26 protein-coding genes are annotated in these 25,483 nt (G+C 74.5%); 15 read left to right on the forward strand and 11 right to left on the reverse strand.

The genetic code is table 11. From position 1 onward, the window contains the following. Nucleotides 1-33: 33 nt before the first annotated feature. The gene (locus ACGF5C_RS18270) at nt 34-1,413 is read right to left on the reverse strand and encodes an MDR family MFS transporter (RefSeq protein ID WP_393303029.1); all 1,380 of its coding nucleotides are present in this window, start codon (nt 1,411-1,413) and stop codon (nt 34-36) included. Between the two features lie 152 nt (nt 1,414-1,565). Between ACGF5C_RS18270 and ACGF5C_RS18275 the strand changes: the two genes are divergently transcribed. Continuing rightward, on the forward strand, nt 1,566-2,333 hold the full coding sequence (locus ACGF5C_RS18275; protein ID WP_393303030.1) for a phosphoglyceromutase: 768 nt from the start codon (nt 1,566-1,568) through the stop codon (nt 2,331-2,333). 68 nt (nt 2,334-2,401) lie between these two features. Here ACGF5C_RS18275 and phoU read toward each other — a convergent pair whose 3' ends face one another. Next, nucleotides 2,402-3,055, reverse strand: coding sequence for a phosphate signaling complex protein PhoU (phoU, locus tag ACGF5C_RS18280; protein ID WP_393303032.1), 654 nt, complete (start codon nt 3,053-3,055; stop codon nt 2,402-2,404). 197 nt (nt 3,056-3,252) lie between these two features. Here phoU and ACGF5C_RS18285 point away from each other — a divergent pair, with 197 nt between their 5' ends. Together ACGF5C_RS18285 and ACGF5C_RS18290 are read left to right on the forward strand one after the other, a co-directional pair. Then, complete coding sequence (locus ACGF5C_RS18285; RefSeq protein WP_393303034.1) at nt 3,253-4,539, forward strand: sensor histidine kinase; 1,287 nt, start codon at nt 3,253-3,255, stop codon at nt 4,537-4,539. Nucleotides 4,540-4,562: 23 nt separating this feature from the next. Beyond that, the gene (locus ACGF5C_RS18290; RefSeq protein ID WP_350707007.1) at nt 4,563-5,246 is read left to right on the forward strand and encodes a response regulator transcription factor; all 684 of its coding nucleotides are present in this window, start codon (nt 4,563-4,565) and stop codon (nt 5,244-5,246) included. Nucleotides 5,247-5,307: 61 nt separating this feature from the next. Here ACGF5C_RS18290 and ACGF5C_RS18295 read toward each other — a convergent pair whose 3' ends face one another. Continuing rightward, complete coding sequence (locus ACGF5C_RS18295; protein ID WP_393303036.1) at nt 5,308-6,117, reverse strand: hypothetical protein; 810 nt, start codon at nt 6,115-6,117, stop codon at nt 5,308-5,310. Between the two features lie 74 nt (nt 6,118-6,191). On the opposite strand from ACGF5C_RS18295, the gene ACGF5C_RS18300 reads away from it, so the two are divergent. Both ACGF5C_RS18300 and ACGF5C_RS18305 read left to right on the forward strand, forming a co-directional pair. Then, complete coding sequence (locus ACGF5C_RS18300; RefSeq protein ID WP_393303038.1) at nt 6,192-7,136, forward strand: Ppx/GppA phosphatase family protein; 945 nt, start codon at nt 6,192-6,194, stop codon at nt 7,134-7,136. 61 nt (nt 7,137-7,197) lie between these two features. Further along, nucleotides 7,198-8,004 carry a sugar phosphate isomerase/epimerase gene (locus ACGF5C_RS18305; RefSeq protein WP_357457488.1) on the forward strand — a complete coding sequence of 269 codons (807 nt, stop codon included), beginning with the start codon at nt 7,198-7,200 and terminating at the stop codon, nt 8,002-8,004. Nucleotides 8,005-8,130: 126 nt separating this feature from the next. Here ACGF5C_RS18305 and ACGF5C_RS18310 read toward each other — a convergent pair whose 3' ends face one another. Genes ACGF5C_RS18310 through ACGF5C_RS18320 form a run of 3 tightly spaced genes read right to left on the reverse strand, consistent with a single transcriptional unit; the run spans nt 8,131 to nt 10,163 of the window. Continuing rightward, nucleotides 8,131-8,703: a CGNR zinc finger domain-containing protein gene (locus tag ACGF5C_RS18310; RefSeq protein WP_350707015.1), complete on the reverse strand. Its 573-nt coding sequence runs from the start codon at nt 8,701-8,703 to the stop codon at nt 8,131-8,133. A 19-nt stretch (nt 8,704-8,722) separates the two neighbouring features. Continuing rightward, nucleotides 8,723-9,889 carry a glutathionylspermidine synthase family protein gene (locus ACGF5C_RS18315; RefSeq protein WP_393303040.1) on the reverse strand — a complete coding sequence of 389 codons (1,167 nt, stop codon included), beginning with the start codon at nt 9,887-9,889 and terminating at the stop codon, nt 8,723-8,725. 1 nt (nt 9,890) lies between these two features. Next, the gene (locus ACGF5C_RS18320; protein ID WP_350707019.1) at nt 9,891-10,163 is read right to left on the reverse strand and encodes a hypothetical protein; all 273 of its coding nucleotides are present in this window, start codon (nt 10,161-10,163) and stop codon (nt 9,891-9,893) included. 130 nt (nt 10,164-10,293) lie between these two features. On the opposite strand from ACGF5C_RS18320, the gene ACGF5C_RS18325 reads away from it, so the two are divergent. The 7 genes from ACGF5C_RS18325 to ACGF5C_RS18355 all read left to right on the forward strand — a co-directional run bounded on the left by ACGF5C_RS18325 (nt 10,294) and on the right by ACGF5C_RS18355 (nt 16,987). Further along, nucleotides 10,294-11,214: a proline dehydrogenase family protein gene (locus tag ACGF5C_RS18325; protein ID WP_393303043.1), complete on the forward strand. Its 921-nt coding sequence runs from the start codon at nt 10,294-10,296 to the stop codon at nt 11,212-11,214. 187 nt (nt 11,215-11,401) lie between these two features. Beyond that, nucleotides 11,402-11,737 carry a YrdB family protein gene (locus tag ACGF5C_RS18330; RefSeq protein WP_393303045.1) on the forward strand — a complete coding sequence of 112 codons (336 nt, stop codon included), beginning with the start codon at nt 11,402-11,404 and terminating at the stop codon, nt 11,735-11,737. Between the two features lie 119 nt (nt 11,738-11,856). Beyond that, on the forward strand, nt 11,857-13,401 hold the full coding sequence (locus tag ACGF5C_RS18335) for a hypothetical protein (RefSeq protein WP_393303047.1): 1,545 nt from the start codon (nt 11,857-11,859) through the stop codon (nt 13,399-13,401). Between the two features lie 706 nt (nt 13,402-14,107). Then, nucleotides 14,108-14,317: a helix-turn-helix domain-containing protein gene (locus tag ACGF5C_RS18340; RefSeq protein WP_007465625.1), complete on the forward strand. Its 210-nt coding sequence runs from the start codon at nt 14,108-14,110 to the stop codon at nt 14,315-14,317. 219 nt (nt 14,318-14,536) lie between these two features. Further along, nucleotides 14,537-14,638 (forward strand): 30S ribosomal protein bS22, encoded by a 102-nt coding sequence (locus ACGF5C_RS18345; RefSeq protein WP_007465623.1) that lies wholly within the window; start codon nt 14,537-14,539, stop codon nt 14,636-14,638. A gap of 121 nt (nt 14,639-14,759) precedes the next feature. Continuing rightward, nucleotides 14,760-15,833: an NAD-dependent epimerase/dehydratase family protein gene (locus tag ACGF5C_RS18350; protein ID WP_393303049.1), complete on the forward strand. Its 1,074-nt coding sequence runs from the start codon at nt 14,760-14,762 to the stop codon at nt 15,831-15,833. Between the two features lie 257 nt (nt 15,834-16,090). Continuing rightward, complete coding sequence (locus ACGF5C_RS18355; protein ID WP_393303142.1) at nt 16,091-16,987, forward strand: lysophospholipid acyltransferase family protein; 897 nt, start codon at nt 16,091-16,093, stop codon at nt 16,985-16,987. Nucleotides 16,988-17,005: 18 nt separating this feature from the next. Here the strand turns inward: ACGF5C_RS18355 and ACGF5C_RS18360 are convergent, their stop codons facing one another. The 3 genes from ACGF5C_RS18360 to ACGF5C_RS18370 form a co-directional block, all read right to left on the reverse strand. After that, complete coding sequence (locus ACGF5C_RS18360) at nt 17,006-17,923, reverse strand: HAD family hydrolase (protein ID WP_393303051.1); 918 nt, start codon at nt 17,921-17,923, stop codon at nt 17,006-17,008. 78 nt (nt 17,924-18,001) lie between these two features. Beyond that, nucleotides 18,002-18,877 carry a DUF5667 domain-containing protein gene (locus ACGF5C_RS18365; RefSeq protein WP_393303053.1) on the reverse strand — a complete coding sequence of 292 codons (876 nt, stop codon included), beginning with the start codon at nt 18,875-18,877 and terminating at the stop codon, nt 18,002-18,004. Nucleotides 18,878-19,165: 288 nt separating this feature from the next. Continuing rightward, entirely contained in the window at nt 19,166-20,125 is a 960-nt protein-coding gene (locus ACGF5C_RS18370) for an ECF subfamily RNA polymerase sigma factor, BldN family (protein ID WP_393303055.1), read from the reverse strand. Nucleotides 20,126-20,725: 600 nt separating this feature from the next. Between ACGF5C_RS18370 and ACGF5C_RS18375 the strand changes: the two genes are divergently transcribed. From ACGF5C_RS18375 to ACGF5C_RS18385, 3 genes are read left to right on the forward strand one after another with little or no spacing between them, the layout of a single operon-like run. Continuing rightward, the gene (locus tag ACGF5C_RS18375; RefSeq protein ID WP_393303057.1) at nt 20,726-22,489 is read left to right on the forward strand and encodes an AMP-binding protein; all 1,764 of its coding nucleotides are present in this window, start codon (nt 20,726-20,728) and stop codon (nt 22,487-22,489) included. Next, nucleotides 22,482-22,733: a glutaredoxin family protein gene (locus ACGF5C_RS18380; protein WP_393303059.1), complete on the forward strand. Its 252-nt coding sequence runs from the start codon at nt 22,482-22,484 to the stop codon at nt 22,731-22,733. Before ACGF5C_RS18375 ends, ACGF5C_RS18380 begins: the two co-directional genes overlap by 8 nt. 51 nt (nt 22,734-22,784) lie before the next feature. Continuing rightward, nucleotides 22,785-23,435, forward strand: a complete 651-nt coding sequence (locus tag ACGF5C_RS18385; protein WP_393303061.1) for an HAD family hydrolase — start codon at nt 22,785-22,787, stop codon at nt 23,433-23,435. 9 nt (nt 23,436-23,444) lie between these two features. Here the strand turns inward: ACGF5C_RS18385 and ACGF5C_RS18390 are convergent, their stop codons facing one another. Then, nucleotides 23,445-24,098: a response regulator transcription factor gene (locus ACGF5C_RS18390; protein ID WP_350707040.1), complete on the reverse strand. Its 654-nt coding sequence runs from the start codon at nt 24,096-24,098 to the stop codon at nt 23,445-23,447. A gap of 25 nt (nt 24,099-24,123) precedes the next feature. Further along, the gene (locus tag ACGF5C_RS18395; protein ID WP_393303063.1) at nt 24,124-25,425 is read right to left on the reverse strand and encodes a sensor histidine kinase; all 1,302 of its coding nucleotides are present in this window, start codon (nt 25,423-25,425) and stop codon (nt 24,124-24,126) included. Nucleotides 25,426-25,483 lie beyond the last annotated feature (58 nt).

A 25,483-nucleotide genomic window follows, 5' to 3' on the forward strand; every position in this document is an offset into this window, starting at 1 on the left:
TCCGGTCGGGCCCGGCCGGAGTGCGCGCTCGACTCACCGCACGCCGGTCGACTCGGCCGTCCGCAGGTCGGCAGGCGGGCCGGCGTCCGCGCCGGGCACCAGCGGCTCGGCGGGCGCGGTGGCCGCCGCCTCGGCCGCCTCCGGCGCGGGCGGTCGGACCGCCACCACCGGCACGACGGTCTCGGTGGCCCCGCGCAGGGCGACGGCCCGCCGCTCCCGGGCCGGGCCGGAGACCAGGTGGGCGATCGCCATCAGCCCGCCGATCAACGCGCAGCCGAGCCAGAGCTCGCCGTTGCCGGCCTGCTCACGGACCAGGCCGCCGAGGACCGGCGCGACGGCGCCGGCGACCTGCCAGGAGAGCGAGAACACGCCCTGGTAGCGGCCGCGCAGCTCGGCGGGGGAGAGCTCGGCGATCAGGGTGGCGTTGGACGGCGAGTTGAGCATCTCGCCGACGGTCCAGATCAGCACGGTCAGGCCGTAGAACCAGGCGGCGTCCGCGAACGCGGTGAGACCGAACCCGACGCCCATCACCACGGAGGCGAGGGCGAGCACGTGCGACCGGCTCCGGCCCTTGATCAGCCGGGGTACGAAGAGCTGGCCGACCACGATCAGCACCCCGTTGAGCGCGATCACCGAGCCGTACGTGGCGGGGCTCAGGCCGGAGTCGCCCATCGCGATCGGCAGCATCGAGATGTGCTGGAGGAAGACCAGCGCGCCGAACAGGTTGAGCGCCACGAAGCCCAGGTAGACGCGGTCGGCCAGGATGGTGCGCAGCGCCCCGGCCGGCGCCCCGGGGCCCTTGTGGCGGGCGCCGACGACGGGGGCCCGCCGGGTCTCGCCGACCTTGGCGAAGATGATCAGCGCGGTGATCACGGTGGTGGTCGCGTCGACCACGAAGAGCAGCAGGTAGCCGGCCTCGGCGGCGAGGCCGGCGAGGACCGCGGCGCAGGCGAAGCCGAGGTTGATCGCCCAGTAGTTCAGCGAGAAGGCGCGCAGCCGGTCCTTCTCCGGCACCACGTCGATCATCATCGCCCCGAACGCCGGGCGGGCGGCCTCGGCGAACATGCCGAGCAGCAGCGCGCCGAGCGCCACCGCCCAGAGTTCCCGGGCGAAGCCGAGGGCGAGCATCATGGTGGCCGCGCCGAGGTGCGCGGTGAGCAGGGTCGGCCGGCGGCCCCAGCGGTCGGTCAGGGTGCCGCCGACGGTGGTGCCGACCGCGCCGCCGACACCCCACAGGCCGATCACGAGGCCCGCCTGCGACGCGGAGAAGCCGCGCTCCTGGGTCAGGTAGATGGCGAGGAAGACCAGGACGAACGAGCCGAGCCGGTTGATCAGCGTGCCGGCCCAGAGGTACCAGAACGTGACCGGCAGGCCACCTGTCGTGTCCCGGAACCAACCCCGCATCGTCCGCACGTCGGCGCCCCCCGCTCGCGTAATGACCGTCCTGATTGTTGCGCCTTACAACCTAATGTGGGGCCAGTTTTCCGGTCATCGCCTTTTCCACGTGGTGGTCGTCACGACCACTGCCCGCGTGTCCCCGCGCCGGGTGCGGCAGGATGATCCGCATGACTGCGAGCGAGGGGCCCACCGTCGGGACGCTGGTCCTGCTGCGGCACGGCGAGAGCGACTGGAACGCCAAGAACCTCTTCACCGGCTGGGTCGACGTCGACCTGACCGAGAAGGGCGAGAACGAGGCGCGCCGCGGCGGTGAGCTGCTGCGCGAGCACAGCCTGCTGCCGGACGTGGTGCACACCAGCGTCATGCGCCGCGCCATCCGCACCGCCGAGCTGGCGCTCAACGCGGCCGACCGGCACTGGATCGCCGTGCGGCGGTCGTGGCGGCTCAACGAGCGGCACTACGGCGCGCTGCAGGGCAAGAACAAGAAGCAGACCCTGGAGGAGTACGGCGAGGAGCAGTTCATGCTCTGGCGTCGCTCGTACGACACGCCACCGCCGCCGATCGCGGACGACGACGAGTTCTCGCAGGTGGGCGACCCGCGCTACGCGCTGCTGCCCAGCGAGCTGATGCCGCGCACCGAGTGCCTCAAGGACGTCGTCGAGCGGATGCTGCCCTACTGGTACGACTCGATCGTGCCGGACATTCTGGCCGGCCGTACGGTGCTGGTGGCCGCGCACGGCAACTCGCTGCGCGCCCTGGTCAAGCACCTGGACCAGATCTCCGACGAGGCGATCGCCAAGCTCAACATCCCGACCGGGATCCCGCTGCGCTACGACCTCGACCCGCAGCTGCGCCCGCAGACGCTGGGCGGCACCTACCTCGACCCGGCCGCCGCCAGGGCGGCCGCCGCCGCCGTGGCCAACCAGGGTCGCTGACGCACGTGCCGTGTAAGGAAGGGCCCCTTGTTAACGCAATGCGTTAACAAGGGGCCCTTCCTTACACCTCAGCTCGCGGTGGGCGGGGTCTGCCCGGTGATCAGGTAGACCACGTGCTCGCCGGCGTTGACGGCGTGGTCGGCGAAGCGCTCGTAGAAGCGGCCGAGCAGGGTGGCGTCGATGGCGGTCTCCACGCCGTACGGCCAGTCCTCGCCGAGCAGCACCCCGAACAGGCTCCGGTGCAGGTCGTCCATGGTGTCGTCGTCGCGGTCCAGTTCGGCGGCGAGGTCGGCGTCGGGCTTGGCGAGCACCGAGCCGATCTTGACGGCCATCCGGTCGGCGGTGGCGGCCATGTCGGTGAAGATCGGCCGCAGCTCGGCCGGCACGGCCGGCGACGGGTGCCGGCGCAGGGCCGTCTTGGCGACGTGGTCGGCCAGGTCGCCCATCCGCTCCAGGTCGGCCGCGACGTGCAGCGCGGTGATCATCGCGCGCAGGTCGGAGGCGACCGGCGCCTGCCGGGCGAGCAGGTCGCAGACCCGCTCCTCGACGTGCCGGTAGAGGTCGTCGATCTCGGCGTCCCGCTCGATCACCGTCTCGGCCGCCCGGCGGTCCGCGGTGAGCAGGGCGCGGGTGGCCTGCCGCATCGCGGCCCGGACCCCCTCCGCCATGTCCACCAGCAGTTGGCTGACGATCTGTAGGTCAGCCCGGAACTCGTCGCGCATTGTCACGTCCTGTGGTCGGTGGTCGCCGCCCGGGGCGGCGAGGGAGCAGGTGCGCCGCCCACGGTAGGTCGGACGGGCGGACCGCAGATGAACCACGGTGAACGACGCCGGACGCGGGAGTGAACTTTCCCGGAAGCGAGCGTGATTCGCCCCATTTGTAGTGGTTGCCAGGTTAACAATCGCCCTACGATCGCCGGGTGGAGTGGGCGGTGACGGTCGCGTTGGCCGTGGGGCTGGTGGCCGGACTGGTCGCCGGGGTGCTGCTGCCCCGGTTCGTGCCGGGGCTGGGCGGGCGCTCCACCTCGACGGGGAGCCGGCCGGGCTTCCCCCTCACGCGTGGGAGGCTCCCGATAGCCGAGGATCCGCAGTCCGGGCTCGGCCGCCGGACCATCGACTCGCTCCGCGCCGGCGTGGTGGTGCTCGACCCAGACGACCTGCCCGTCCTGGTCAACCCCGCCGCCCGCGCGATGGGGCTGCTCCGTACCGGCCCGACCCCCGGTTCGATCGCCGCCCACCCCCTGATCCGTACGCTCGCCGGGCAGGTCCGGCGCACCGGCGTGCGGCGCGAGATCGAGCTGGACCTGCCGCGGGGCCGCGACAACACCGGGGTCAACCCGCTCGGGGTGCACCTGCGGGCGATGGGACTCGGCGCGGGCTACATCGCGGTGGAGGCGGCGGACGTCACCGAGTCGCACCGGCTGGCCCGGGTGCGCCGGGACTTCGTGGCCAACGTCAGCCACGAGCTGAAGACCCCCATCGGCGCCCTGCAACTCCTCGCCGAGGCGCTGCTCGACGCCACCGAGCCGGCCGGCGCGGGCGCGCCCGACCTCTCCGAGGACCTGGTCGCCGCCCGGCGCTTCGCCGAGCGGATCCAACACGAGTCGACCCGGCTGGGCCGCCTGGTGCAGGAGCTGCTGGAGCTGACCCGGCTCCAGGGCGCCGAGGCGCAGCCGCCCCCGGAGCCGGTCGCCGTCGACTGGGTGGTCGCCGAGGTGGTCGACCGGACCCGCACCTCCGCCGCCGCCCGCCGCATCGACGTGGTCGTCGAGGGGGAACGGGGGCTCACGGTCCACGGCAGCGACACCCAGCTCGCCACGGCGGTGTCGAACCTGGTCGAGAACGCCATCAACTACTCGGGCGAGGACACGACCGTCCGGATCACCGCCCGCGCCGACGACGACCACGTGGAGATCGCCGTCGCCGACCAGGGCATCGGCATCGGCCCGGCCGACGTCGACCGGATCTTCGAGCGCTTCTACCGGGCCGACCAGGCGCGGTCCCGGTCGACCGGCGGCACCGGGCTGGGGCTGGCAATCGTCAAACACATCGCCGGCAACCATGGCGGGCGGGTCGAGGTGTCGAGCACTCTTGGTGGTGGGTCGACGTTCACCCTGCGGCTGCCCGCCCGTCCCCCCGACGAGATCCTGGCGACACTGCCGTCTGCTGGGATCGAGGCCGGCCCGGCCGAGCTCCGGCAGGTCTGACAGCAATGGAAAGGAAATCCCCGTTGAGCCGCGTTCTGGTGGTCGAGGACGAGGAGTCGTTCTCCGACGCCCTGTCGTACATGCTCCGCAAGGAGGGCTTCGAGGTGTCCGTCGCCGCGACGGGCCCCTCCGCCCTCACCGAGTTCGACCGGACCGGCGCCGATATCGTGCTGCTCGACCTGATGCTGCCCGAGATGTCCGGCACCGAGGTGTGCCGGCAGCTCCGACAGCGCTCGCACGTGCCGATCATCATGGTCACCGCGCGGGACAGTGAGATCGACAAGGTGGTCGGCCTGGAGATCGGCGCCGACGACTACGTGACGAAGCCGTACTCGCCGCGGGAGCTGGTCGCCCGGATCCGGGCGGTGCTGCGCCGGCAGAGCTCCGAGGTCGCCGAGTCGGGCGCGCCGACGCTGGCCGCCGGCCCGGTCCGGATGGACATCGAGCGGCACGTGGTGACCGTCGACGGCGCCCCGGTGCAGCTTCCGCTCAAGGAGTTCGAGCTGCTGGAGCTGCTGCTGCGCAACGCCGGCCGGGTGCTGACCCGGGGGCAGCTCATCGACCGGGTCTGGGGGGCCGACTACGTCGGCGACACCAAGACCCTCGACGTGCACGTCAAGCGGCTGCGTTCCAAGATCGAGCCGGAGCCGTCCGCGCCGCGCTTCATCGTCACCGTGCGGGGCCTGGGTTACAAGTTCGAGCCCTGATCGGCGTACGCGCGAAGGGGCCCGCGTCGGTGCGGGCCCCTTCGGCGTGGTGCGGTGGCGGTCAGGCGCCGTCGGCCGGGTGCGGGGCGACCATGCCCTGCCGGTTGCGCGCCCCGCACAGCTCGGCCAGCTTCGCGTACGCGGGCGCGCCGATCAGCGCGGTCAGCTCCGGGCCGTAGGAGACGTACATCGGCTCGGCGCCGACGTGCGCGTCGGTGGAGGAGGTGCACCACCAGTCCAGGTCGTGCCCGCCGGCGCCCCACCCCCGCCGGTCGAACTCGGACAGCGTGGAGACCAGCACCTTGGTGTTGTCCGGCCGCTTGACCCACTCCTGGTCGCGGCGGATCGGCAACTGCCAGCAGACGTCCGGCTTGTATTCCAGCGGGTGCACCCCGTCGCGCAGCGCCTGGGCGTGCAGCGCGCAGCCGGCGCCGCCCGGGAAGTCGGCGTCGTTGAGGAAGACGCACGGGCCGTCCTCCGCCTGGGTGGCGGTGCGGCGGGCCGGGTTCTTGCCGTCGATCGTGTCGTTCTCGGTCCAGTTCTTGAACCCGCGACGATGGTGCTGCCACGTCGCCGGGCTCAGCCGCTTCACCGCCGCCCGGACCCGCTGCTCGTCGTCGGAGTCGGTGAAGAACGCGCCGTGCGAGCAGCAGCCGTCGGCGGCCCGGCCGGCGATGATGCCGTGGCAGCCCCGGCCGAAGACGCATGTCCAGCGGGAGAGCAGCCAGGTCAGGTCGGCCCGGACCAGATGGTTCTCGTCCGCCGGGTCGGCGAACTCGATCCACTCCCGCGGGAAGTCCAGCGGCACCTCGCGGCTGCGGGGGTCGTCCGGGTCGTCGACCAGCACACGGAGTTCGATCTGCCCTGTCACCCGGCCCAGCGTACGCGCGGAGCCCCGCCCGGTCCGCCGAGCCGCGCAAACCGGTTGCCCCTAGGGTCGTCAACATGCGACTGGGTGTCCTCGACGTCGGTTCCAACACGGTGCACCTGCTGGTGGTCGACGCCCACCACGGCGCGCACCCCTGGCCGGCGCACTCCGAGAAGGTGGTGCTGCGGCTGGCCGAGCAGATCGGCCCGGACGGCGCGCTCACGGAGGCGGGCGCGGACGGCCTGGTCAAGGCGGTCAGCATGGCCAGGGCGGCCGCCGCCGGGCTGGACGCCGACGACCTGATCGCGTTCGCCACCTCCGCCGTGCGGGACGCCACCAACGCCCCCGAGGTGCTCGCCCGGGTCCGCGAGGAGGCCGGCGTACGCCTGGAGGTCCTCTCGGGTGCGGACGAGGCGCGGCTGACCTTCCTCGCGGTGCGGCGCTGGTTCGGCTGGTCCGCGGGGCGGCTGCTGGTGCTGGACATCGGCGGCGGCTCGCTGGAGATCGCGGCCGGCATCGACGAGGACCCGGACGAGGCGGTGTCGCTGCCGCTCGGCGCCGGCCGGCTGACCCGGGACCGGCTCCGGGTGGAACCGGACAGCACGGCGCCGCCGCCGGCCGAGGCGGTCGACGAGCTGCGGGCGTACGCCGACGGCCTGCTGGAGCCCGTCGTCGCGCGGATGACCGCGGTGGGCTGGGAGCGGCCGGTGGCCACCTCGAAGACGTTCCGGACCCTGGCCCGGCTGGCCGGTGCGGCCCCTTCCGGCGCGGGCCTGTGGGCCCCGCGCCGGCTCACCCGCCGCGGGCTGCGGCAGGTGCTCGGGTTCATCCGGCACATCCCGCCGGCCCAGCTCGTCGAGCTGGAGGGGGTCAGCGCGGGCCGGGCCCACCAGTTGCTCGCCGGGGCGGTGGTCGCCGAGGCGGCGATGCGCCGGCTGGACGTGGAGGCGCTGGACATCTGCCCGTGGGCGCTGCGCGAGGGCGTGATCCTGCGCCGGCTCGACCAGCTCGGTTCCGGGTGATACGGGCGCTTTGCGGGTTCTCGTCATGAGGTGTCAATCGACCCCGGCTACCCTCGATGGTGTGACCTCCCGCGTCCCCGTGCTCCTGTCCAGTTCCTCGGTCTTCCCTGAGCGGACCGCGGCGGCGTTCCAGCTGGCCGCGGCGCTCGGCTACGACGGCGTCGAGGTGATGGTCTGGACGGACGCCGTCAGCCAGGACGTCGGCGCGCTGCGTGGGCTCGCCGAGCACTACGGCGTCCCGGTGCTCTCCGTCCACGCGCCCTGCCTGCTGGTCACCCAGCGGGTGTGGAGCCCGGACCCGTGGGAGCGGCTGCGCCGGTCCGCGGAGATGGCGGCGACGCTCGGCGCGCCCACCGTGGTGGTCCACCCGCCGTTCACCTGGCAGCGCGACTACGCGCGCAACTTCGCCGACGGGCTGGCCAGGATCGCCGGCGAGTTCCCGGAGCTGCGACTCCCGGTGGAGAACATGTACCCGGTCCGGATGGCCGGCCGGCAGTTCGTCCCGTACGTCCCGGGCTGGGACCCGACCGAGACCGGCTACCCCTCCTACACGCTCGACCTGTCGCACTGCGCCGCCTCGCACACGGACGCGATGGCGATGGCCGACCGGATGGGCGCCGGCCTGGCGCACGTCCACCTCGGCGATGGCACCGGCGAGGGGCGCGACGAGCACCTTGTGCCCGGGCGCGGCAACCAGCCCTGCGCCGAGCTGCTCTCCTCGCTCGCCGGGCGGGGGTTCACCGGCTCGGTCGCCGTGGAGGTCACCACCCGGGGCGCGAAGAGCCGCGCGGTGCGGGAGGCCGACCTGCGCGAGGCGCTGGAGTTCGCCCGCCAGCACCTCGGCACCCCGTCCCCCGTCGACGCCTGACACGCCGACCCTCGACGCGTCACCCGAACCACGCGAGCCGGGCGGGGCCGCGGCGGGAGACCGGGCGCGGCGGGCCGCGCCCGGTCGACGGCCCGGCCCGCGCCGGTAGCCGACCCGGGCTGGGCGTCAGGCGACCGTGGTGAGGGATTCCTTGCTGGCGGCGCCGGCCTGCTCGCCCACCGCGGCACGCTTGCGGGCCCGGTGCGCGGCCACGTGCGAGCGGGTGGCGCAGCGCTCCGAGCAGAACCGCCGGCAGCAGTTGGACGAGGTGTCCAGGTAGACGTTGCCGCAGCGTTCGTCGGCGCAGACCCCGAACCGGGCGCTGCCGTACTCGCAGAGCCAGACCGAGAGGCCCCAGACCGCGCCGGCCAGGTATTCGGCGCTCACCGAGGCGCCCCGGCTGGTCACGTGCATGTGCCAGTCGCTGGAGTCGTGCCCGGAGATGCGGGGCTGCACCGGGAACGCCTCCAGCAGGGCGTTGAGTTCCGCCACCGCCTGGGCGTCCCGCCCGGAGGTGCCGTACTCGAAGACGTCGCGCAGGCGCTTCTGCGCCCGCCGGAAGGTCGCGAGGTCCCGCTCCGCCACCTCGTCACGCATCCACGCGTTGTCGTCGGGGAAGAGGGCCCGCAGGTCGTCGAGGTCGTCCAGGCGGGCGTTGACGAGGTCAACGCCGGTCCGGGCGTACGCGTCGAAGTTCACGCCCCCAACGGTAGACGACTCAGGAGCCGCGTGGTGCGTCGATGTAGTGCGGCAGGAACCGCGCGTAGCCGTCGGTGATGAGGCTCGCGCTCTCCCGCACCCCCGCACCGGCCGACTCGCCGTCGACCACCCAGCTGCCCAGCACCATCCGGTTGCCCTCGAACTCCGGCAGCGCGCGGAACTCCTGGTAGCAGAAGCCCTCGTCGCCGTAGATCCCCGGATTGGTGATCTCCCCGGCGCCGGTGACGATCCGCACCGAGCCGCCCTCCCGGCCGAGCAGCGGCTTGGCGACGTACTCGGACATGCCGCGCGGCGAGTCGAGGTACGCCGGCAGCAGCAGCTCGTGACCGGGGTACAGCTCCCAGAGCACGGCGAGCAGCGCCTTGTTCGACAGCAGCAGCTTCCACGCCGGCTCGATCCAGGTGGTCGGGGTGCCCGGCCGCAGCGCCAGCGGCCCGTACGGCTCGGCGAGCATCCACTCCCAGGGATAGAGCTTGAAGCAGGTGGTGACCGGCTGGTCCGCCGCGTCGACGAAGCGCCGCCCGTCCCAGCCGATCTCCTGGACGGGCTGGAACACGACGTCCAGCCCGGCCTGCCGGGCGGTCTCGGCGAGGTAGCCGGCGGTCATCTGGTCCTCGCCGGACTCCTCCTCGTTCGACCAGACCACGTGCACCCGCCGGTCGTGCAGGCCGGCGCCGATCTTCGCCCAGGCGCCGACGAGGCGCTCGTGCAGGCTGTTCCACTGGTCCAGCTCCGGCCGGGTGTGCTCCAGCCAGTACCACTGGACGATGCTCGCCTCGACCAGGGCGGTGGGGGTGTCGGCGTTGTACTCCAGCAGCTTGGGGGGCCAGCTCCCGTCGTACCAGAGGTCGAAGCGCCCGTAGAGGGTCGGCGGCGACTCGCGCAGCGACCGGGCCACGGCCTCGGCCGCCCAGTCCGGGATGCCGAACTCGGCGTAACGGCGACGCGCGACGACGTGCTCGGCGGCGGCCACCGACATCCGGTGCAGCTCCTCCGTCGCCTCCTCCAGCCGCAGCACCTCGTCCAGCTCGAAGGCGTACGCGGCGGTCTCGTCCCAGTACGACATGATCCCGCCGTCGGGCAGTTCCGTGTCGACGTACACCAGACCCTGTGACCGGATGGTCGCGTCCCAGCCGGGGCGGGGGGTGACGGACTCCCGGCGCACGTCAGCCGCCGCAGGCGGCGAGGTGGGTGCCGAAGCCGCCCCGGTCGGGGACGGCCGCGGTGACCGGTTCCGGCGCGGTGCCGCCGGCGGTGACCTCGGGCACCCGCAGCGCGACGGCCACGGTGCCGCCGCCGCCGACAGGCCCGAGGGCGCAGTCGTCGTCATCGTCGTCGTCGGAGGTCGTGTTGCAGGCGGAGAGGGCGAGCGCCAGGGCGGTGAGCGCGCCGAGCTGCACGGAGGCCGACCGGAGCCGGCGGCGGGGGCGATGTTCCACGTCATGGTTGTAACCGATGGACACCAGCGCCGTCCGCCCCGGGCGGAGCATGTGATGCGGTTGGGACCTGGGCGCGGGCACTGCCGCCGCCGCCCGGCGCGCAGGCGTCGTCGGGCGTTACGCTCGGTCCATGCTCCGTTCCGTCATCCTCGCCGCCTCCCGGTCATCCCAGGTCGAGCGGCTCGTCGCGACGGCCCCGGTCACCCGGGACCTCGTCCGCCGGTTCGTGGCCGGCGCCAAGACCGACGACGCGTTGCGCGCGACCCGCGAACTCGTCGACGACGGTCTCGCGGTCACCCTCGACCACCTAGGCGAGGACACCGTCACCCCCGAGCAGGCCAACGCCACCCGGGACGAATACCTGCGGCTGCTGACGCGGCTCTCGGGCGCGGGGCTGACCCCGGCGGCCGAGGTGAGCGTCAAGCTCTCCGCGCTCGGCCAGGCGTTCGACGAGCAGCTGGCGTATGACAACGCACGGGCGATCTGCCTGGCAGCCGACGAGGTGGGCACCACGGTCACCCTGGACATGGAGGACCACACCACCACCGACTCGACCCTGGACATCCTGGCCAAGCTCCGCAAGGACTTCCCGTCGACCGGCGCGGTGCTCCAGGCGTACCTGCGGCGGACCGAGTCGGACTGCCGCGAGCTGGCCACGGCCGGGTCCCGGGTGCGGTTGTGCAAGGGCGCGTACAAGGAGCCGGAGTCGGTGGCCTACCAGTCCGCCCGCGAGGTGGACAAGTCGTACGTCCGCTGCCTGAACATCCTGATGTCCGGCGACGGCTACCCGATGCTGGCCACCCACGACCCGCGCCTGATCGCCATCGGCGAGGACCGGGCCCGCTGGTTCGACCGAGGCCCCGAGCGGTTCGAGTTCCAGATGCTGTACGGCATCCGGCCGGAGGAGCAGACCCGGCTGGTCGGCGAGGGCTACACCGTGCGCACCTACGTGCCCTACGGCGACCAGTGGTACGGCTACCTGATGCGCCGCCTCGCCGAGCGCCCGTCCAACCTGGCCTTCTTCGGCCGGGCCGTGCTCAGCCGGAAGTGACTCGGTCGTTCGACCAGCCCGGGATGCTCAGCACCAGGCGGTAACCGTCCGGATCGACCACCGTCACCCCCCCCAGCGGTCCCAGTGCGGGCCGGCGGAGACCTTCGTCCCGCCGGCCCGCTCCAGTTCCCGGACCAGCTCGTCGCCGAGCGGCGCGTTCCGGTCCCGACTCCCGGGAGGAGCGCCGATGCGCGCCCTGCTCTTGCTGCTGCTCTTCCTGCTCGAACTGGCCGTGCTGGCGATCGGCGGCTGGTGGGGCTGGTCGTGGGACGCCGGGACGCCCGCCCGGCTGGCCGCCGCCGTCGCCGTGCCGCTGCTGCTGGCCGCCCTCTGGGGCGTCTTCGGGTCGCCGAAGGCCCGGGTGCCGCTGCCGGCGGCGGGCAAGCACGCGTTCCAGGCCGCCTGGTTCGTGGCCGGCGGCGGAATGCTCGCCCTGCTCGGCCGGCCGCTGGCCGGCGTCGCGCTGGTCGTCGTCTGGGCGCTCACCGTCGCCCTGCTCCGGCGGTCGGGCCGCCCTGCCTGAGCCGCCCCGGCGGGCCCGCCGGGGCGTGCCGCCACGGGTGCCGAGGCGACCCGCCCGGGTGCGGCGTCGGGCCGGGGCGGTGGTCGCCGGGGCGACCGGATGGTCGTACCCTTCGCCGGGTGACTGACGGGCAGCCCGAGGCGGACGGTCGGCCGGCGACGGACGACACGCGGGCCACCGCGACGACACCACCCGCCGCATCCTCCACGCCCACCGAGCCGCCCACGCCGGCCACCTTGCCCGCGCCCGCTGGGCCGGCCACCTTGCCCGCGCCCGCTGGGCCGGCCACCTTGCCCGCGCCCGCTGGGCCGGCCACCTTGCCCGTGCCCGCCGGGCCGGGCCTGCCGGCCGTACCCACGGCGTCGGCCGAGCCCGGTCCCGTCGCGGTGCCGGCGGTGCCGCCGAAGCGGGCGTCGCGGCGGCTGTGGCCCCTCTGGGCGGCGCTCGCGGCGGTCGTGGTGATGGTCACCTGCGGCCTGCCCACGGCGTTGCTGGCCGGCCTCGCGCGCGACGACGCCAGGCCGGTGCCGGGGGCCTCCGGCACCCGGGCCGACGACCCCGCCACGAGGGCCGCCCGCCAGCTTGGCGAGCGGATGACGGCGGAGCTGGCGCGGCAGTCGGCCGCGCTGCTCGCCGGGGACCGGGCCGGGTTCCTGGCCGTCGCGGAACCCGTCGCGCACCCGGACCTGCGCCGCCGGTACGCCGCGCTGCGGGCGCTGCGGGTGACCGCCTGGCAGGCCGAGGCGACCGGCCTGCCGACCCCGGTCGAGGGCCGGCCCGGCGAGTGGCTGTTGCCGGTCGAGTTTCGGTACTGCTTCGTCGTGCCGGACTGCCGCACCAGCCGGGTGCTGACCGGCACCCGCTGGCGGGCGGTGGACCGGCCCCGGCTGCTCGCCGTGGAGCCGTCCCGATCGGCGCAGACCGGCACCCGGCCCTGGGAGGTCAGCGAGCTGGCCGTCGCCGTCGGTCCGCGTACCCTGGTGGCCACCACCCCCGCCCTGCGCCGGCAGCTGCCCGGCCTGCTCGCCCAGGCCGAGGCGGCCGCCACGGTCGCCGACACGTACGCCGTCGGCGGCCGGCCGCCCGACCGGTACCGGGTCTTCTACGCGGGCCGCGCGGAGTGGCAGCGCTGGTACGGCGGGGGCCGGCCGAAGTGGACCGGCGGGTACGCGGTCACCGTCGGCGGCGGCCACCACGAGGTGGTGCTCAACGCCGACGGGCTGGTGTCCAGCGGCTTGGACGACCTCCTCCGGCACGAGCTGACCCACGCCGCCTCGCTGCCCGAGCGGGGCTACCCGGGCAAGGGCATCTGGTGGCTGGTCGAGGGGCTGGCCGAGCACGCCGGCGCCGACGGCCAGCCGGTCGACCGGTACGAGGGACTGGCCGAGGTGCGGCGGCTGACCGCCGGCTGGGACGGCCGGCTCGACGGCCTCACCCCGGCCGACGACGCGTCGGCCGAGCGGGTCAGCGGCAGCTACGGCATCTCCTACCTGGCCGTCCGGCACCTGGTCGACCGGTTCGGCCCGGAGCGGCTGCTGGCCTTCTTCGCGGCGGTGGTGCACGAGCGTCGCCCGGTGGCCGACGCGGCCGAGGCGACCTTCGGCGAGCCGTGGAGCGCCCTGCACGACGAGTGCGTCGCGTACGTCCGGGCCGTGGCCGCCTGAGCGGCGCAGGGCCGAACGTCGCCTGAGCGGCGCAGTGCCGAACATCGCCTGGGTGGTGCGTCGTCGGGCGCCGACGTGGGCTCGTGGCGGGTCGCGTGCGCCGCACCGGACCGCCGCGGATCGCGATTGCGCGACGGCGTGGTCGGCGACGACGCAGCCCACGGGCGGTCGGGGGCGTTCATGATCGACCGCTGTCGGACGGCGCCGGTCGACCTGACACACTGGTGCCGCTCCCAGCGCGGAGCCCCGGTCCGCGTCCGGAAGCGGCCCGGGGCACCCGCCCGGTGGTTCCGGTGGCGCCGCCGGAACCACCGGGCGCCTTCCGCGCGGCGGGGGTGGCTCGTGAGCGCGGCGAGGCGTGGCCGGTGGCGCCGGACGCGCTGCGGGCCACCGGCTGCACAGGGCGCTGCGGGGTGGGCGCCCGGAAGACAAACCGCCCCGTGACGGTCACCGCCCCTGACCGTGCTCGGCTCCCGGTGGTCGCGCCGTGGGCGGAATGAGGGCCGACCGGACGCAGGGCGCAACAGGTTCGACAACGACGTAGCCGGTCGGGTGGACCGGCCCCCCGGACCATGATCAGTTGTACGAAGGGATCGCGCCGGTCACAGCCGCCCCGCTACCGTACTGGTAACACGCGCGTCGCCGGTCCGGGCGGGGAGGATCCCGTCCGGTGGCACGCGCCGGGCATGGGATGGGTCGGTGAGCCATGGCCGGGTCGCAGTCCGACGGTCGGCTGTCGGAGGTCAAGTTCCTGACCGTCGCCGAGGTGGCGACGGTCATGCGGGTGTCGAAGATGACGGTCTACCGCCTGGTGCACAGCGGTGAGCTCACCGCGGTCCGGGTCGGCCGGTCGTTCCGGGTTCCCGAACACGCGGTGCACGAATACCTGCGGGGTGCCTTTCAGGAAACCGCCTGAGCCGCCCGCGGGCCACCCGTCGAGTGCGACGTAACGGGCATCGACGGGGGCGCGTTGGTCCTGCTGACGCTCTCCCGCTACCCTGGACCCCGACCGTGACCGCAGATGCGCCCCGCCGCATGTCCCGCTGGCCCGGTCCGCTGTCCGCACGCGGTCGTCGACGGCACCCGATGGTGGTGTCATCCGGTCGCCCCGCATGTTGCATCGAAAGGCTGTCGTATGGGCTCGGTGGTCAAGAAGCGCCGCAAGCGCATGGCTAAGAAGAAGCACCGCAAGCTGCTGCGCAAGACCCGCGTCCAGCGTCGCCGTCTCGGCAAGTGACCGGGTGCCGGGCCGCTGCCCGGCACCCGTCGTCACTTGCCAACTGTCGACCCTCGGAGGCTCAGGTGATCAGGCCGCGGATGTCCCGGCTCGATCGCGCCTGCCGGGGGAGGTGCGCGACATGACCCCCGGTGGCACCCCAGGTGCCCCGGGGGTTGTCGTCGTGACCGGGGTCAGCCGCTACCTCGGCGCGCACGTCGCCGCCCGGCTCGCCGCCGACCCGCGCATCGAGCGGGTCATCGGCGTGGATCCGTCGGAGCCGGCCGCCGAGTTCACCGACCTGCTCGACCGTGTCGAGCGCGTCCGCGTCGACGCCGGCTCGCTCGGCGGTCTCCTCGCCGACCTCGACGTCGACGCCGTGGTCCACCTCGCCCTCGTCACCGCCCCGGACCAGCAGCACGGCGGTCGCGCGGCGATGAAGGAGCAGAACGTCATCGGCACGATGCAGCTCCTCGCCGCCTGCCAGCGGGCGCCCCGGCTGCGCAAGCTCGTGGTCCGCTCCTCGACGGCCGCGTACGGGGCGTCGTTCCGGGATCCGGCCGTCTTCACCGAGGAGACCGAGCCGCGCGAGGTGCCGCGCGGCGGCTTCGGCCGCGACATCCTCGACATCGAGGGGTACGTTCGTGGCTTCCGCCGTCGCCGGCCCGACGTCACCGCCACGGTGCTGCGCTTCGCGCCCTTCATCGGCTCGACCGCCGACACCACCCTCACCCGCTACTTCTCCCAGCCGGTCGTGCCCACCGTGTTCGGCCGCGACCCCCGGCTGCAGTTCCTGCACTTCGACGACGCGCTGGAGGTGCTGCACCGGTCGATCGTCGAGGACCATCCGGGGACGTACAACGTGGCCGGTCCCGGGGTGCTCTCCCTCTCCCAGGCGATCCGCCGGGCCGGTCGGGTCGCCGTGCCCGTGCTGGAGCCCGGCCTCTCCGGGGCCGTCGCGTTCGCCCGCAACCTCGGCTTCGGCCGCTACGGCCTGGACCAGGTCGATCTCTTCGTGCACGGCCGGGTCGTCGACACCACCCGCCTGGAGCGGGAGTACGGCTTCACGCCCCGGTCCACCGCCGCCGCGTTCGACGACTTCATCCGCGCCCACCACGGCGGCGTCGTGGTGACCCGGGACCAGTTGGCGGTCGCGGAGCACCTCGTGCTGGAGGGGATCCGGCAGGTCCGGGCCGCCGTGCGGGAGAGCTCGTGAGCGAGCCGGAGGAGCGGCGCGACGGCCGCTACGACGTACCGCTGGCCGTCGCCGAGCCGGGCGCGGAGCCGGCGCGGGCGAACGGGCGCCGCCGGGCTGCCACGGCCGACGAGCCGGACACCGCCGCCACCGACGAGCCGGTAGCGGCCACCGCCGGCAGCAGGGACGAGCCTGGCGGGCCTGCCGCGTCGGGCGGCACGGACGAGCCCGACGAGCCGGCCGCGACGGAGGCCGACCGGCCTGGCGGGGCCGGGGACGTGCCGGCGACGACCGGGCCGGCGGCGACCGGGCCGGCGGTGCCGGACCGGCCGGGCGACCACTGGGACCGCCGGGTCGCCAAGGGGCTTGCGTTCCTGCGCCGCCGGCTCTCCGGCGACTACGAGGTCGACGAGTTCGGCTTCGATCCGGAGATCACCGAGGCGGTCTTCCACCCGCTGCTGCGGGTGCTCTACCGGGACTGGTTCCGCACCGAGGTCACCGGCCTGGAGCACGTGCCCGCCGAGGGCGCCGGCCTGGTCGTCGGCAACCACTCCGGCACCGTGGCGCTGGACGCGCTGATCCTCTCGGCCGCCCTGCACGACAAGCACCCGGCCCACCGCTACCTGCGGCTGCTCGGCGCGGACCTGGTCTTCCGGATGCCGGTCGTCTCCGAGCTCGCCCGCAAGACGGGCGGGACGGTCGCCTGCAACCCGGACGCGGAGCGGCTGCTCGGCACCGGCGAGCTGGTCGGCGTCTTCCCGGAGGGCTTCAAGGGCATCGGCAAGCTCTACGCCGAGCGCTACAAGCTGCAACGCTTCGGCCGGGGCGGGTTCGTCTCGGCGGCGCTGCGCACCGGCACCCCGATCGTGCCGGTCGCCATCGTCGGCGGCGAGGAGATCTATCCGATGCTTGCCGACATCAAGCCCCTGGCGCGGCTGCTCAAGCTGCCCTACTTCCCGGTCACCCCGACCTTCCCGTGGCTGGGGCCGCTGGGCATGGTGCCGCTGCCGAGCAAGTGGCTGATCGAGTTCTGCCCGCCGATCCCCACCGCGCACCTGACGGACTCCGCCGACGACCCGCTCGTGGTGTTCAACCTGGCCGACCAGGTGCGGGAGACGATCCAGCAGACCCTGCACAAGCTGCTCGAACGCAGGCCGGACCCGTTCGGCCCGTGACGCGGGCGGCCGGCGACGTCAGCCGTTGCGGCGGCGGCGGTGCAGGGCCATGCCGGCGGTGACCGCCCCGGCCAGCAACCCGGCGGCGGCGGTGGACGGCACCACGATCTTCACGGCGCGCCGGCCGGTGCGGAAGTCGCGTACCTGCCAGCCGCGCTGCCGGGCCTCCCTCAGCAGGGCGGCGTCGGGGTTCACGGCCACCCCCCGACCCACCGTGGAGAGCATCGGCAGGTCGTTGCAGGAGTCGCTGTAGGCGGTGCAGCGGGCCAGGTCCAGCCCCTCCACCGCAGCGAGCTGGGTGACCGCCTCGGCCTTCGCCGGGCCGTGCATCAGGTCGCCGACCAGCCGGCCCGTGTACGCCCCGTCGACCACCTCGGCGACCGTGCCGATCGCGCCGGTCAGGCCCAGCCGGGCGGCGATCACCCGGCCGATCTCCACGGGCGCGGCGCTGACCAGCCAGACCCGTTCGCCGGCGTCCAGGTGCCGCTGGGCCAGCTGGCGGGTGCCGCCCCAGATCCGGGGGGCCATCAGCTCGTCGAAGATCTCCTCGGCGAGGCGCTCCACGTCGTCCACCCGCCAGCCCTCGACGAAAGCGAGGGCGGCCTCCTTGGCCTGCGACATGTCCCCGGCGTGCTCGGTGGCGAGCAGCCGGAAGCGAAGCTGCTGCCACGCGAACCGGGCCAGGTCGGTCGTGGTGAAGTACTTGCGCGCGGCGAGGCCCCGGGCGAACCAGTAGATCGACGCGCCCTGCATCATCGTGTTGTCGACGTCGAAGAAGGCCGCCGCGGTCGGATCCGGCTGCGGCGGGGCCAGGGGTGCCAGGTCGGTCTCCGCCCAGCCGGCGGTGTGACCGTGGACGTCGGTGCTGACCGTCACCTTGCGGCTGCGGGCCACGCGACCTCCCTCTGCTGACCGGGCGCGGCGTGTGCCTGCCACTGGTCGAGGGTAGCCGGGCGGCGGTCGCCGACGGCGGCCCGGCGGGTGAACTGTGGCGTGGACGGCGCGCGGGGCAGGTCAGCGGTCGCCGGGGCAGGTGGCGGGGGCCGGGCCGAGGGAGTCGCTGCCGACGGGGGCGGGCAGGCCGCAGGAGATCGCCGCGCGGAGCGCGTCGGAGCGCTTGCGGACCGCGTCCAGCAGGGCCAGCGAGCGGCGGGTCCGGTCCCGGTCGGCCCGGGTGCCGGCGTCGAGGAGGCCCCCGACCGCCCGCCGCTGCCCGGTGAGGAAGGAGTTGACCGCGTCCAGCGCCGACAGGTCGGAGCGCTGCACGGCGGCGGTGGTCAGCAGGCGTACGCCCTGGCGGGTGTCCGCGTCCATGTCGTCCAGCACGGCGCTGTAGCCGTCCCGGTCCCCGCGCAGCGCGGCGGCCTCGGCCAGCCGGGTGCGCGCGAAGTCCAGGAAGAGCTGACCTCGGCTGATGTCCGAGCTGGCCAGCGCGAGCTGGGCCCGTTCCGTCGAGCGCTTCATGCCGTACAGCGCGTCACCGGGGACCGCGTTCTCGCTCGCGGCGGAAATGCCGGAGAGTGCGACCGCGCCGGCCGCGACGCCGACCAGGATGGCGCCGCGGGCGCGGGCCCGGCGGGCGGTGACGGCGGGCAGCAGGCGGCTGCGACCGGTGTCGGCGGCGCCCGGCTCCGGCGCGGCGGCGGTCGCCGGGGCGCCGATGCCCTCGCGTTCGGCCGTGGCCAGCAGCATGGCGCGCAGCCCGGTGCGGAACTCCGGGTCCACCTCGACGGCCGGCGGGGCGGCGCCGAGCCGCTGCCCGACGGCGACGAGCGCGGCGAGTTGGTCGTCGGCGCGGGAACGGACGTGGTGTCGCCGGCCGCCGTTGGCCTCGTCGAGAAGCTGCGCGAAGCGCTCCGCGCGCCGACGGGAGAAGAGGTCGCTGTCCACCGCAGGCACCTCCTCTCGCTGGTCGCGGCCGGTCGGCCGCTGTCGTCGCCAGCGACCGGTGACGGCGTGACACCACGGACGAACGTCGTGGCCGGCCACGCTGCCGGACCTCGGAACCCGGGGGGATGCCGGGGCTACCACCGGTCGCACCCGGAGAAACGGTCCGCACCAGGCATGGGTTACGGGCCCGCCGGGTGCGAAATCACGGAAAGTGATTGCCGTCACGGCGCGGGGAGGGCGGTGAGCTGGGCGAACGGTGATCGACGCCCGTCGGTCCCGTCGCCGGGACTACGGTTGGAAGCCGTCCGGCAGCAGCCTCGCCAGCGCCCGTACCGCGCGGTACTGCAACGCCTTGATCGCGCCCTCGTTCTTGCCCATCGCGCGGGCCGTCTCGGCCACGGAGAACCCCTGCAGGAAGCGCAGCACGATGCACTCCTGCTGCTCGGGGTTGAGCTGTTTGACGGCGCTGAGCAGGGCCACGTTGGTGATGTGCTCGACGACCGCCGCCTCCGGGCTGCCCTCCGGGCCCCGGTCCTCGCGATCGGCGTCCAGCACGTCGCCGGTGGTGACCTCCAGGCGGTAGCGGCCGGACTTGAAGTGGTCGGCCACCAGGTTGCGGGCGATGGTGACCAGCCACGCGCCGAGGTCCCGGCCCTGCCAGGTGAAGCTGCCGATCCGTTTGAGGGCGCGCAGGAAGGTGTCGGAGGTGAGGTCCTCCGCGAGCTGGCGGTTGCCGACCCGGAAGTAGACGAACCGGAACACCGTGTCGACGTACCGGTCGTAGATCAGCCCGAACGCCTCGGACTCGCCCGCCTGGGCGCGCTCGACCAGGGCCCAGACCTCGGTCGCCGGGTCGGACGGGTCCGGTCGGCTGGGGAAGCCCGTCGAGGCGGCGGGGGCGGCGGCGGTCGCCGGCACCGCCGGGATCACGGCTGTCTCCGCGGCCGACTGCTCGGACGCCGTCGACGGTTCCGTCGTGCGGCGGCCCTGCGCCGGCATGGTGGGCCGGGCCGGCGCGACCACCCGGCCGCCGGCCGGCTTGGCGTTGCCCCCCGGTGTCGCGGGACGCGGTGGCGGCTCGTTGTGGTGCGGCCGGTGGCGGATCCGGCTCGACGTGCCCTCGCCGCGGACCGCGAGGCTCCCCGTGTCGTCCAGCGGGCCTCGGATGGCGGGTCGCTCGTTGAGCGGGGCGCGGGTCGCCGGGTTGGTCAGGCCGAGCGGCCGTTCCGCGTAACCGAAGGTCGTCACCGCGCCGCCTCCGTCCCGCCGGCCGCGGGCCGCGCTGGTCGGCGCGTCGCCGTCGCGCCGCCACCCGGGCGGTCGGGCAGGGCTGGCTCGGGGCGTGCCGACGGGCGGCAGATCCCCTTGAGGTGCTGGTCCAATGCGCTCACAGGCACGGGGGCCTCCTCGGGCTGAGGGGTGTCGACTCACGGCAAATGGGGTGAGCCGACCCGAGTGATGATAGGGCCAACGTCACCCGCGCGTGGCAAGTCCGTTACACAGGGCGGAAGTATTTCCCGCCGCGTCGCACAAATGGCGGACCGGTTGTCCGTCGCGTGCGGTTGACATTCGGATTGACGCGTGATCCCGAAGGGATTTCCAGCTCAGCGGGCATGCCGGCCGGCGCGGGGCGGACGGGCGACGCGAGGGTCGACTCAGGAGCGTCCCTCGTGTCGCGGCCCGCCGGCGTGTCCCGTACACGGGACTGGACCCGTCCCGTCCGCGCGCCCCGGGCGTCCTGCCGGCGGGACTCCCCGCGGCGTCGGCGCGCCCGACGGCCCCTCGGGCGCGGCCCCGGGCCGTCGCGGGCATGGCCCGAGACCCGACGCTGTGCCAGACTCAGCCACCGTGCAGGACGCATCCGACAGCATCGCGTCGAACCTCGCCGACCGGGTCCGCCGGGCGGCCGCCGCCCACGGCGACCGACCCGCGCTGCACTGGCGCGAGCGGACCCTGACCTGGTCCGAACTGGACGCCTCGGTGACCGCCGCCGCCCGGGCCCTGGCGGACCTGACCGGGAATCCGCCCGCCGGAACGGCACCGACCGAGTCCCGGGCCGACGGGGCGGCGCCGACCGGGACCCCGGCCGCCGGGGCGACGGCGGGCCCGTCCGCCGCCGTCGACCGGCACCCGCCCCGGGTCGCCATCGCGCTCGGCAACTCGCCGGACTTCGTGGTCGGCTACCTGGGCGCGCTGCGCGCCGGGCTGGTGGCGGTGCCGGTCAACCCCGGCCTCACCGCCCCCGAGCTGCGGCACGTGCTGGCCGACTCCGGCGCCTCGGTCCTGATCGGCACCGAGCGGGTGCGCGACCTCGTCGCCGGCGTCGCCGGGGAGCTGCCCGCGCTCACCGCCGTGCACGGCGCCCCGCCGATGACGGACGGCGGGGGCGGGGGCCCGTTCCCCGGCCGGGGCGGCGACGACCTGGCGGTGCTGCTCTACACCTCCGGCACCGAGGGGCGGCCGAAGGGCGCGATGCTCACGCACCGGGCGCTGGCGGCCAACCACGAGCAGGTGGACCGCATCGACCCGCCGGTCGTCGGCCCGGACGACACCGTGCTGCTCGCGCTGCCGCTGTTCCACGCGTACGGGCTGAACTCGGGGCTGGGCGCGGTCGTCCACCATGGCGCGACCGGGGTGCTGGTCGACGACCTCGGCCCCGACGCCGGGCTGGCCGAGATCGCCCGCCGCCGGGTCGGCGTGCTGGTCGGCGTACCGTCGATGGTGGCCGCCTGGTCCACGGCGGACGCCGGTGCGGTCGCCGCGGCCATGGCGTCGGCGCGGCTCGTGGTCTGCGGCGCGGCGCCGCTGGAGCCGGCCGTCGCGGCCCGCTTCGCCGAAGTCGCCGGCCGCCCGGTGCACGCCGGGTACGGCCTGACCGAGACCGCCCCGGTGCTCACCTCCACCCTCGTCGGCGGCGAGCCGAAGGCCGGCTCGATCGGCCGCCCACTGCCCGGCGTCGAGTTGCGCCTGGTCGGGACGGACGGGGCCGACCTGTGGCGCGACGGCGTGGCCGAGCCGGACGAGGACGCCGACGAGCTGGACCTCTCCGACGCCGCGCCGGGCACGGACCCGGGCCAGATCGTGGTGCGCGGGGCGAACCTCTTCTCCGGGTACTGGCCGGACGGCCGGGGCGGGCCGGACGCCGACGGCTGGTGGGCCACCGGCGACGTCGGGTACGCCGACTCCGACGGCGACCTCTTCCTGGTCGACCGGGTCGGCGAGCTGATCCTGGTCAACGGGTTCAACGTGTACCCGCGCGAGGTCGAGCTGGTGCTCTCCGCCCATCCCGGCGTGGCCGAGTCGGCGGTACTGGGTGTGCCGCACCCGCGGACCGGCGAGACTGTCCGGGCGTACGTGGTGCCGGCGCCGGGGCGCCCGGTCACGGGCGAGGAGCTGCTCGCCCACTGCGCCCGCAACCTGGCCCGCTTCAAGTGCCCGACCGCCGTCGAGTTCGTCGACGAGCTGCCGCACTCGGTGATCGGCAAGGTACGCAAGACCCTGCTCCGGCCGGCGTCGTCCCCGGCGGCACCGGTGCCGCCGCCAGCGGCGTCGCCGGAGAACCGCCCGCCGGCCCCGGCCGGCACCAGCACCACGGAGGAGACCGATGCGTGAGCCCCGACTCACCCTGATCACCCGGCCCGGCTGCCACCTCTGCGAGGACGCGAAGGCGGCGCTGGACCGGGTGGTGGCGGTCACCGGGGACCGGTGGACCGAGAAGGACGTCACCGACGACATCGAGCTGGAACGCGATTACGGCGACCGGCTGCCGGTGGTGCTGCTCGACGGCAAGGAGCACGGCTACTGGCGGGTGGAGGAGGAGCGGCTGCTGCGGGACCTGACCACCCCGCAGTTGTAGCGCCGCCGGGCCGGCCACGGCGGGCCGGCGTCGCCGGTTTATGGTGCTGCGATGACCCCTGCGCACCGCCACCTGGTCTGGGACTGGAACGGTACCCTGCTCAACGACCTCGACCTGGTGGTCGCCTCCACCAACGTCGCCTTCGCCAGCGTCGGCGGGCCCGCCGTGACCGCCGACGAGCACCGGGTCAGGTTCCGCCGGCCGATCGCCGACTACTACGCCGAGGTGCTCGGCCAGGCGGTCGACGACGACGAGTTCGGCCGGCTGGACCGGATCTTCCACGACGCGTACCGGACCGGGCTGACCACCTGTGAGCTGGCGCACGACGCCACGGTCGCGATGGCGGCGTGGCGGGGCAACCAGTCCCTGCTCTCGATGTGGTTCCACGAGGAGCTGGTGCCGACGGTGCGGACGTACGGGCTCAGCGGGCACTTCGTCCGGGTGGACGGGCTGCGGGCCACCGTCGGCGGCGACCGCAAGGCCGAGTCCCTCCGCAGCCACCTGGCCGAGCTGGGCGTGGCCGGCCGGGACGTGGTGCTGATCGGGGACTCCGTCGACGACGCCGACGCCGCCCTGTCGGTGGGCGGTCGCGCCGTGCTCTACACCGGCGGGTTCACCGACCCGGCCCGCCTGCGCGCCTCCGGTCACCCGGTCGCCGACACCCTCACCGAGGCCGTGGCCCTGGCGGCCGCCCTGCCCTGACCGGCGCGGTCAGTTGCGCAGGTAGGCGAGGACGGCCAGGACCCGGCGGTGCTGCTCCGTGTCGGGCGGGAGCTGGAGCTTCGTGAAGATGTTCCGGACGTGCTTCTCGACGGCGCCGTCGGTGACCACCAGGGTGCGCGCGATCGCCGTGTTCGAGCGGCCCTCGGCCATCAGGGCGAGCACCTCGCGTTCGCGCGGGGTGAGCTCACGCAGCGGGTCGTCGCGGCGGCGCCGGGCGAAGAGCTGGCCGACCACCTCGGGGTCGAGCACCGTCCCGCCGGCGGCCACCCGGTCCAGGGCGTCGAGGAACTCGTCGATCGCGGCCACCCGGTCCTTGAGCAGGTAGCCGATCCCGCCCCCGCCGCCGCCGGTCGTGGCGAGCAGGTCGTCGGCGTACGACACCTCGACGTACTGGGAGAGGACCAGGATCGGGGTGCGGGGCACCAGCCGCCGGGCCTCCACCGCCGCGCGCAGTCCCTCGTCGGTGTGCGAGGGCGGCATCCGGACGTCGACGATCGACACGTCCGGCCGGTGCGTGACGACCGCCGCCACCAGCGCCTCGCCGTCGGCGACGGCGGCCACCACCTCGTGCCCCCGCTCGCTGACCAGCCGGACCAGCCCTTCCCGGAGCAGCACGGCGTCATCCGCGATCACGATCCGCATGGTTGAGTTGTCTACCACGTCGGGGTCACAGCGGGAGCTCCGCCCGGATTTCGGTGGGCCCGCCGACGGGGCTGACCACGTCCAGCCGGCCACCGGCGGCGCGCACCCGGTCGGCGATGCCGACCAGCCCGTGCCCCTTGGCCAGGTGGGCGCCGCCCTGGCCGTCGTCGCCGACGCCCACCTCCAGCCGGCCGTCGCGCCGGGCGACGGTGACGTGGCACTCGGTCGCCCGGCTGTGCTTGGCGACGTTGGTCAGCGCCTCGGCCACGACGAAGTACGCCGTGCTCTCCACCGCCGGGTCGAGCCGGCCGGCGGGACTGCCCAGCTCCGGGTCCACCCGCAGCTCGATCGGGATCAGGCCGCGCCCGGCCAGCGCCGCCAGGGCGCTGGGCAGGCCCCGGTCGACCAGGATCGGCGGCGCGATGCCCCGGGACAGGGCGCGCAGCTCGGCGAGCGTCTCCCGGGTCTGGGTGACCGCCTCGTCCAGGGTCCGCGCCGCGGCGTCGGGGTCCGAGGCGAGCTGTTGGCGGGCCCGGCTGAGGTCCATGGCGAGCCGGACCAGGCGCTGCTGCGGGCCGTCGTGGATGTCCCGCTCCAGCCGGCGCAGCGCGCTCGCCTCGGCGGACACGGCGGCCCGCTTCTGCTCCTCCAGCACGGTGATCCGGTTGCGCATCTCCGCCACGCCGGTGAGCATGGCCCGGCCGAAGCTCGCCTGGAGCAGCGCGCAGCCGCGGGCCACGATCGGCAGGGTGATCAGGAAGAACAGCCCGATCGCGGTGTGCAGCCCGATCCGGGCGACGGTCGAGTCGCCCAGGCCGAGGAGTTGGGGGAGGCCGACGTCCTCCGGGTCGCCGTGCGGCAGCGCCCAGTCGTACGCCCAGTAGAGCGATCCGGCGACGGCGCCGGCCCACCAGACCAGCGTGACCGCGAAGGTGGCGACGGCCACGACCAGCTTGAGGATGCCGTGCGCCAGGTCGAGCCAGGACTGCGCGTCCCCCATGGGCACGAAGATCCGCCGCCAGGCGCTGGCCCCGGGCTCGGGGAGCCGGTACTGCGGGCGGATCCGGGACTGGTGCAGCACGGCAGGGAGGCGGAGCCGCTCGATGTCGGCCAGCCCCCGGGCGGCGTACAGGGTGCCGCTGAGGACGGGCAGTCCGATCACCGTCACCACCAGCCCGAGGCCGGCCGCGAGGCCGACCAGCAGGACCACGAAGCTGGCCAGGGCCAGGGGGAGGCCGAGCAGCACGTAGCCGGAGTCCAGGAGGAGCTGACGGGAGATGGTCGGCGCCGGCGCGGGCGGGTCGGCGGCGACGGGTACGGCGGTCATACGACGAGGCTAGGCAGCGCAGGGGCGCCCGACCCATCCCGTCGGCCGGCCTCTCCGG

It is taken from the genome of Micromonospora sp. NPDC047620 (assembly GCF_043205005.1).
Lineage (GTDB): Bacteria > Actinomycetota > Actinomycetes > Mycobacteriales > Micromonosporaceae > Micromonospora.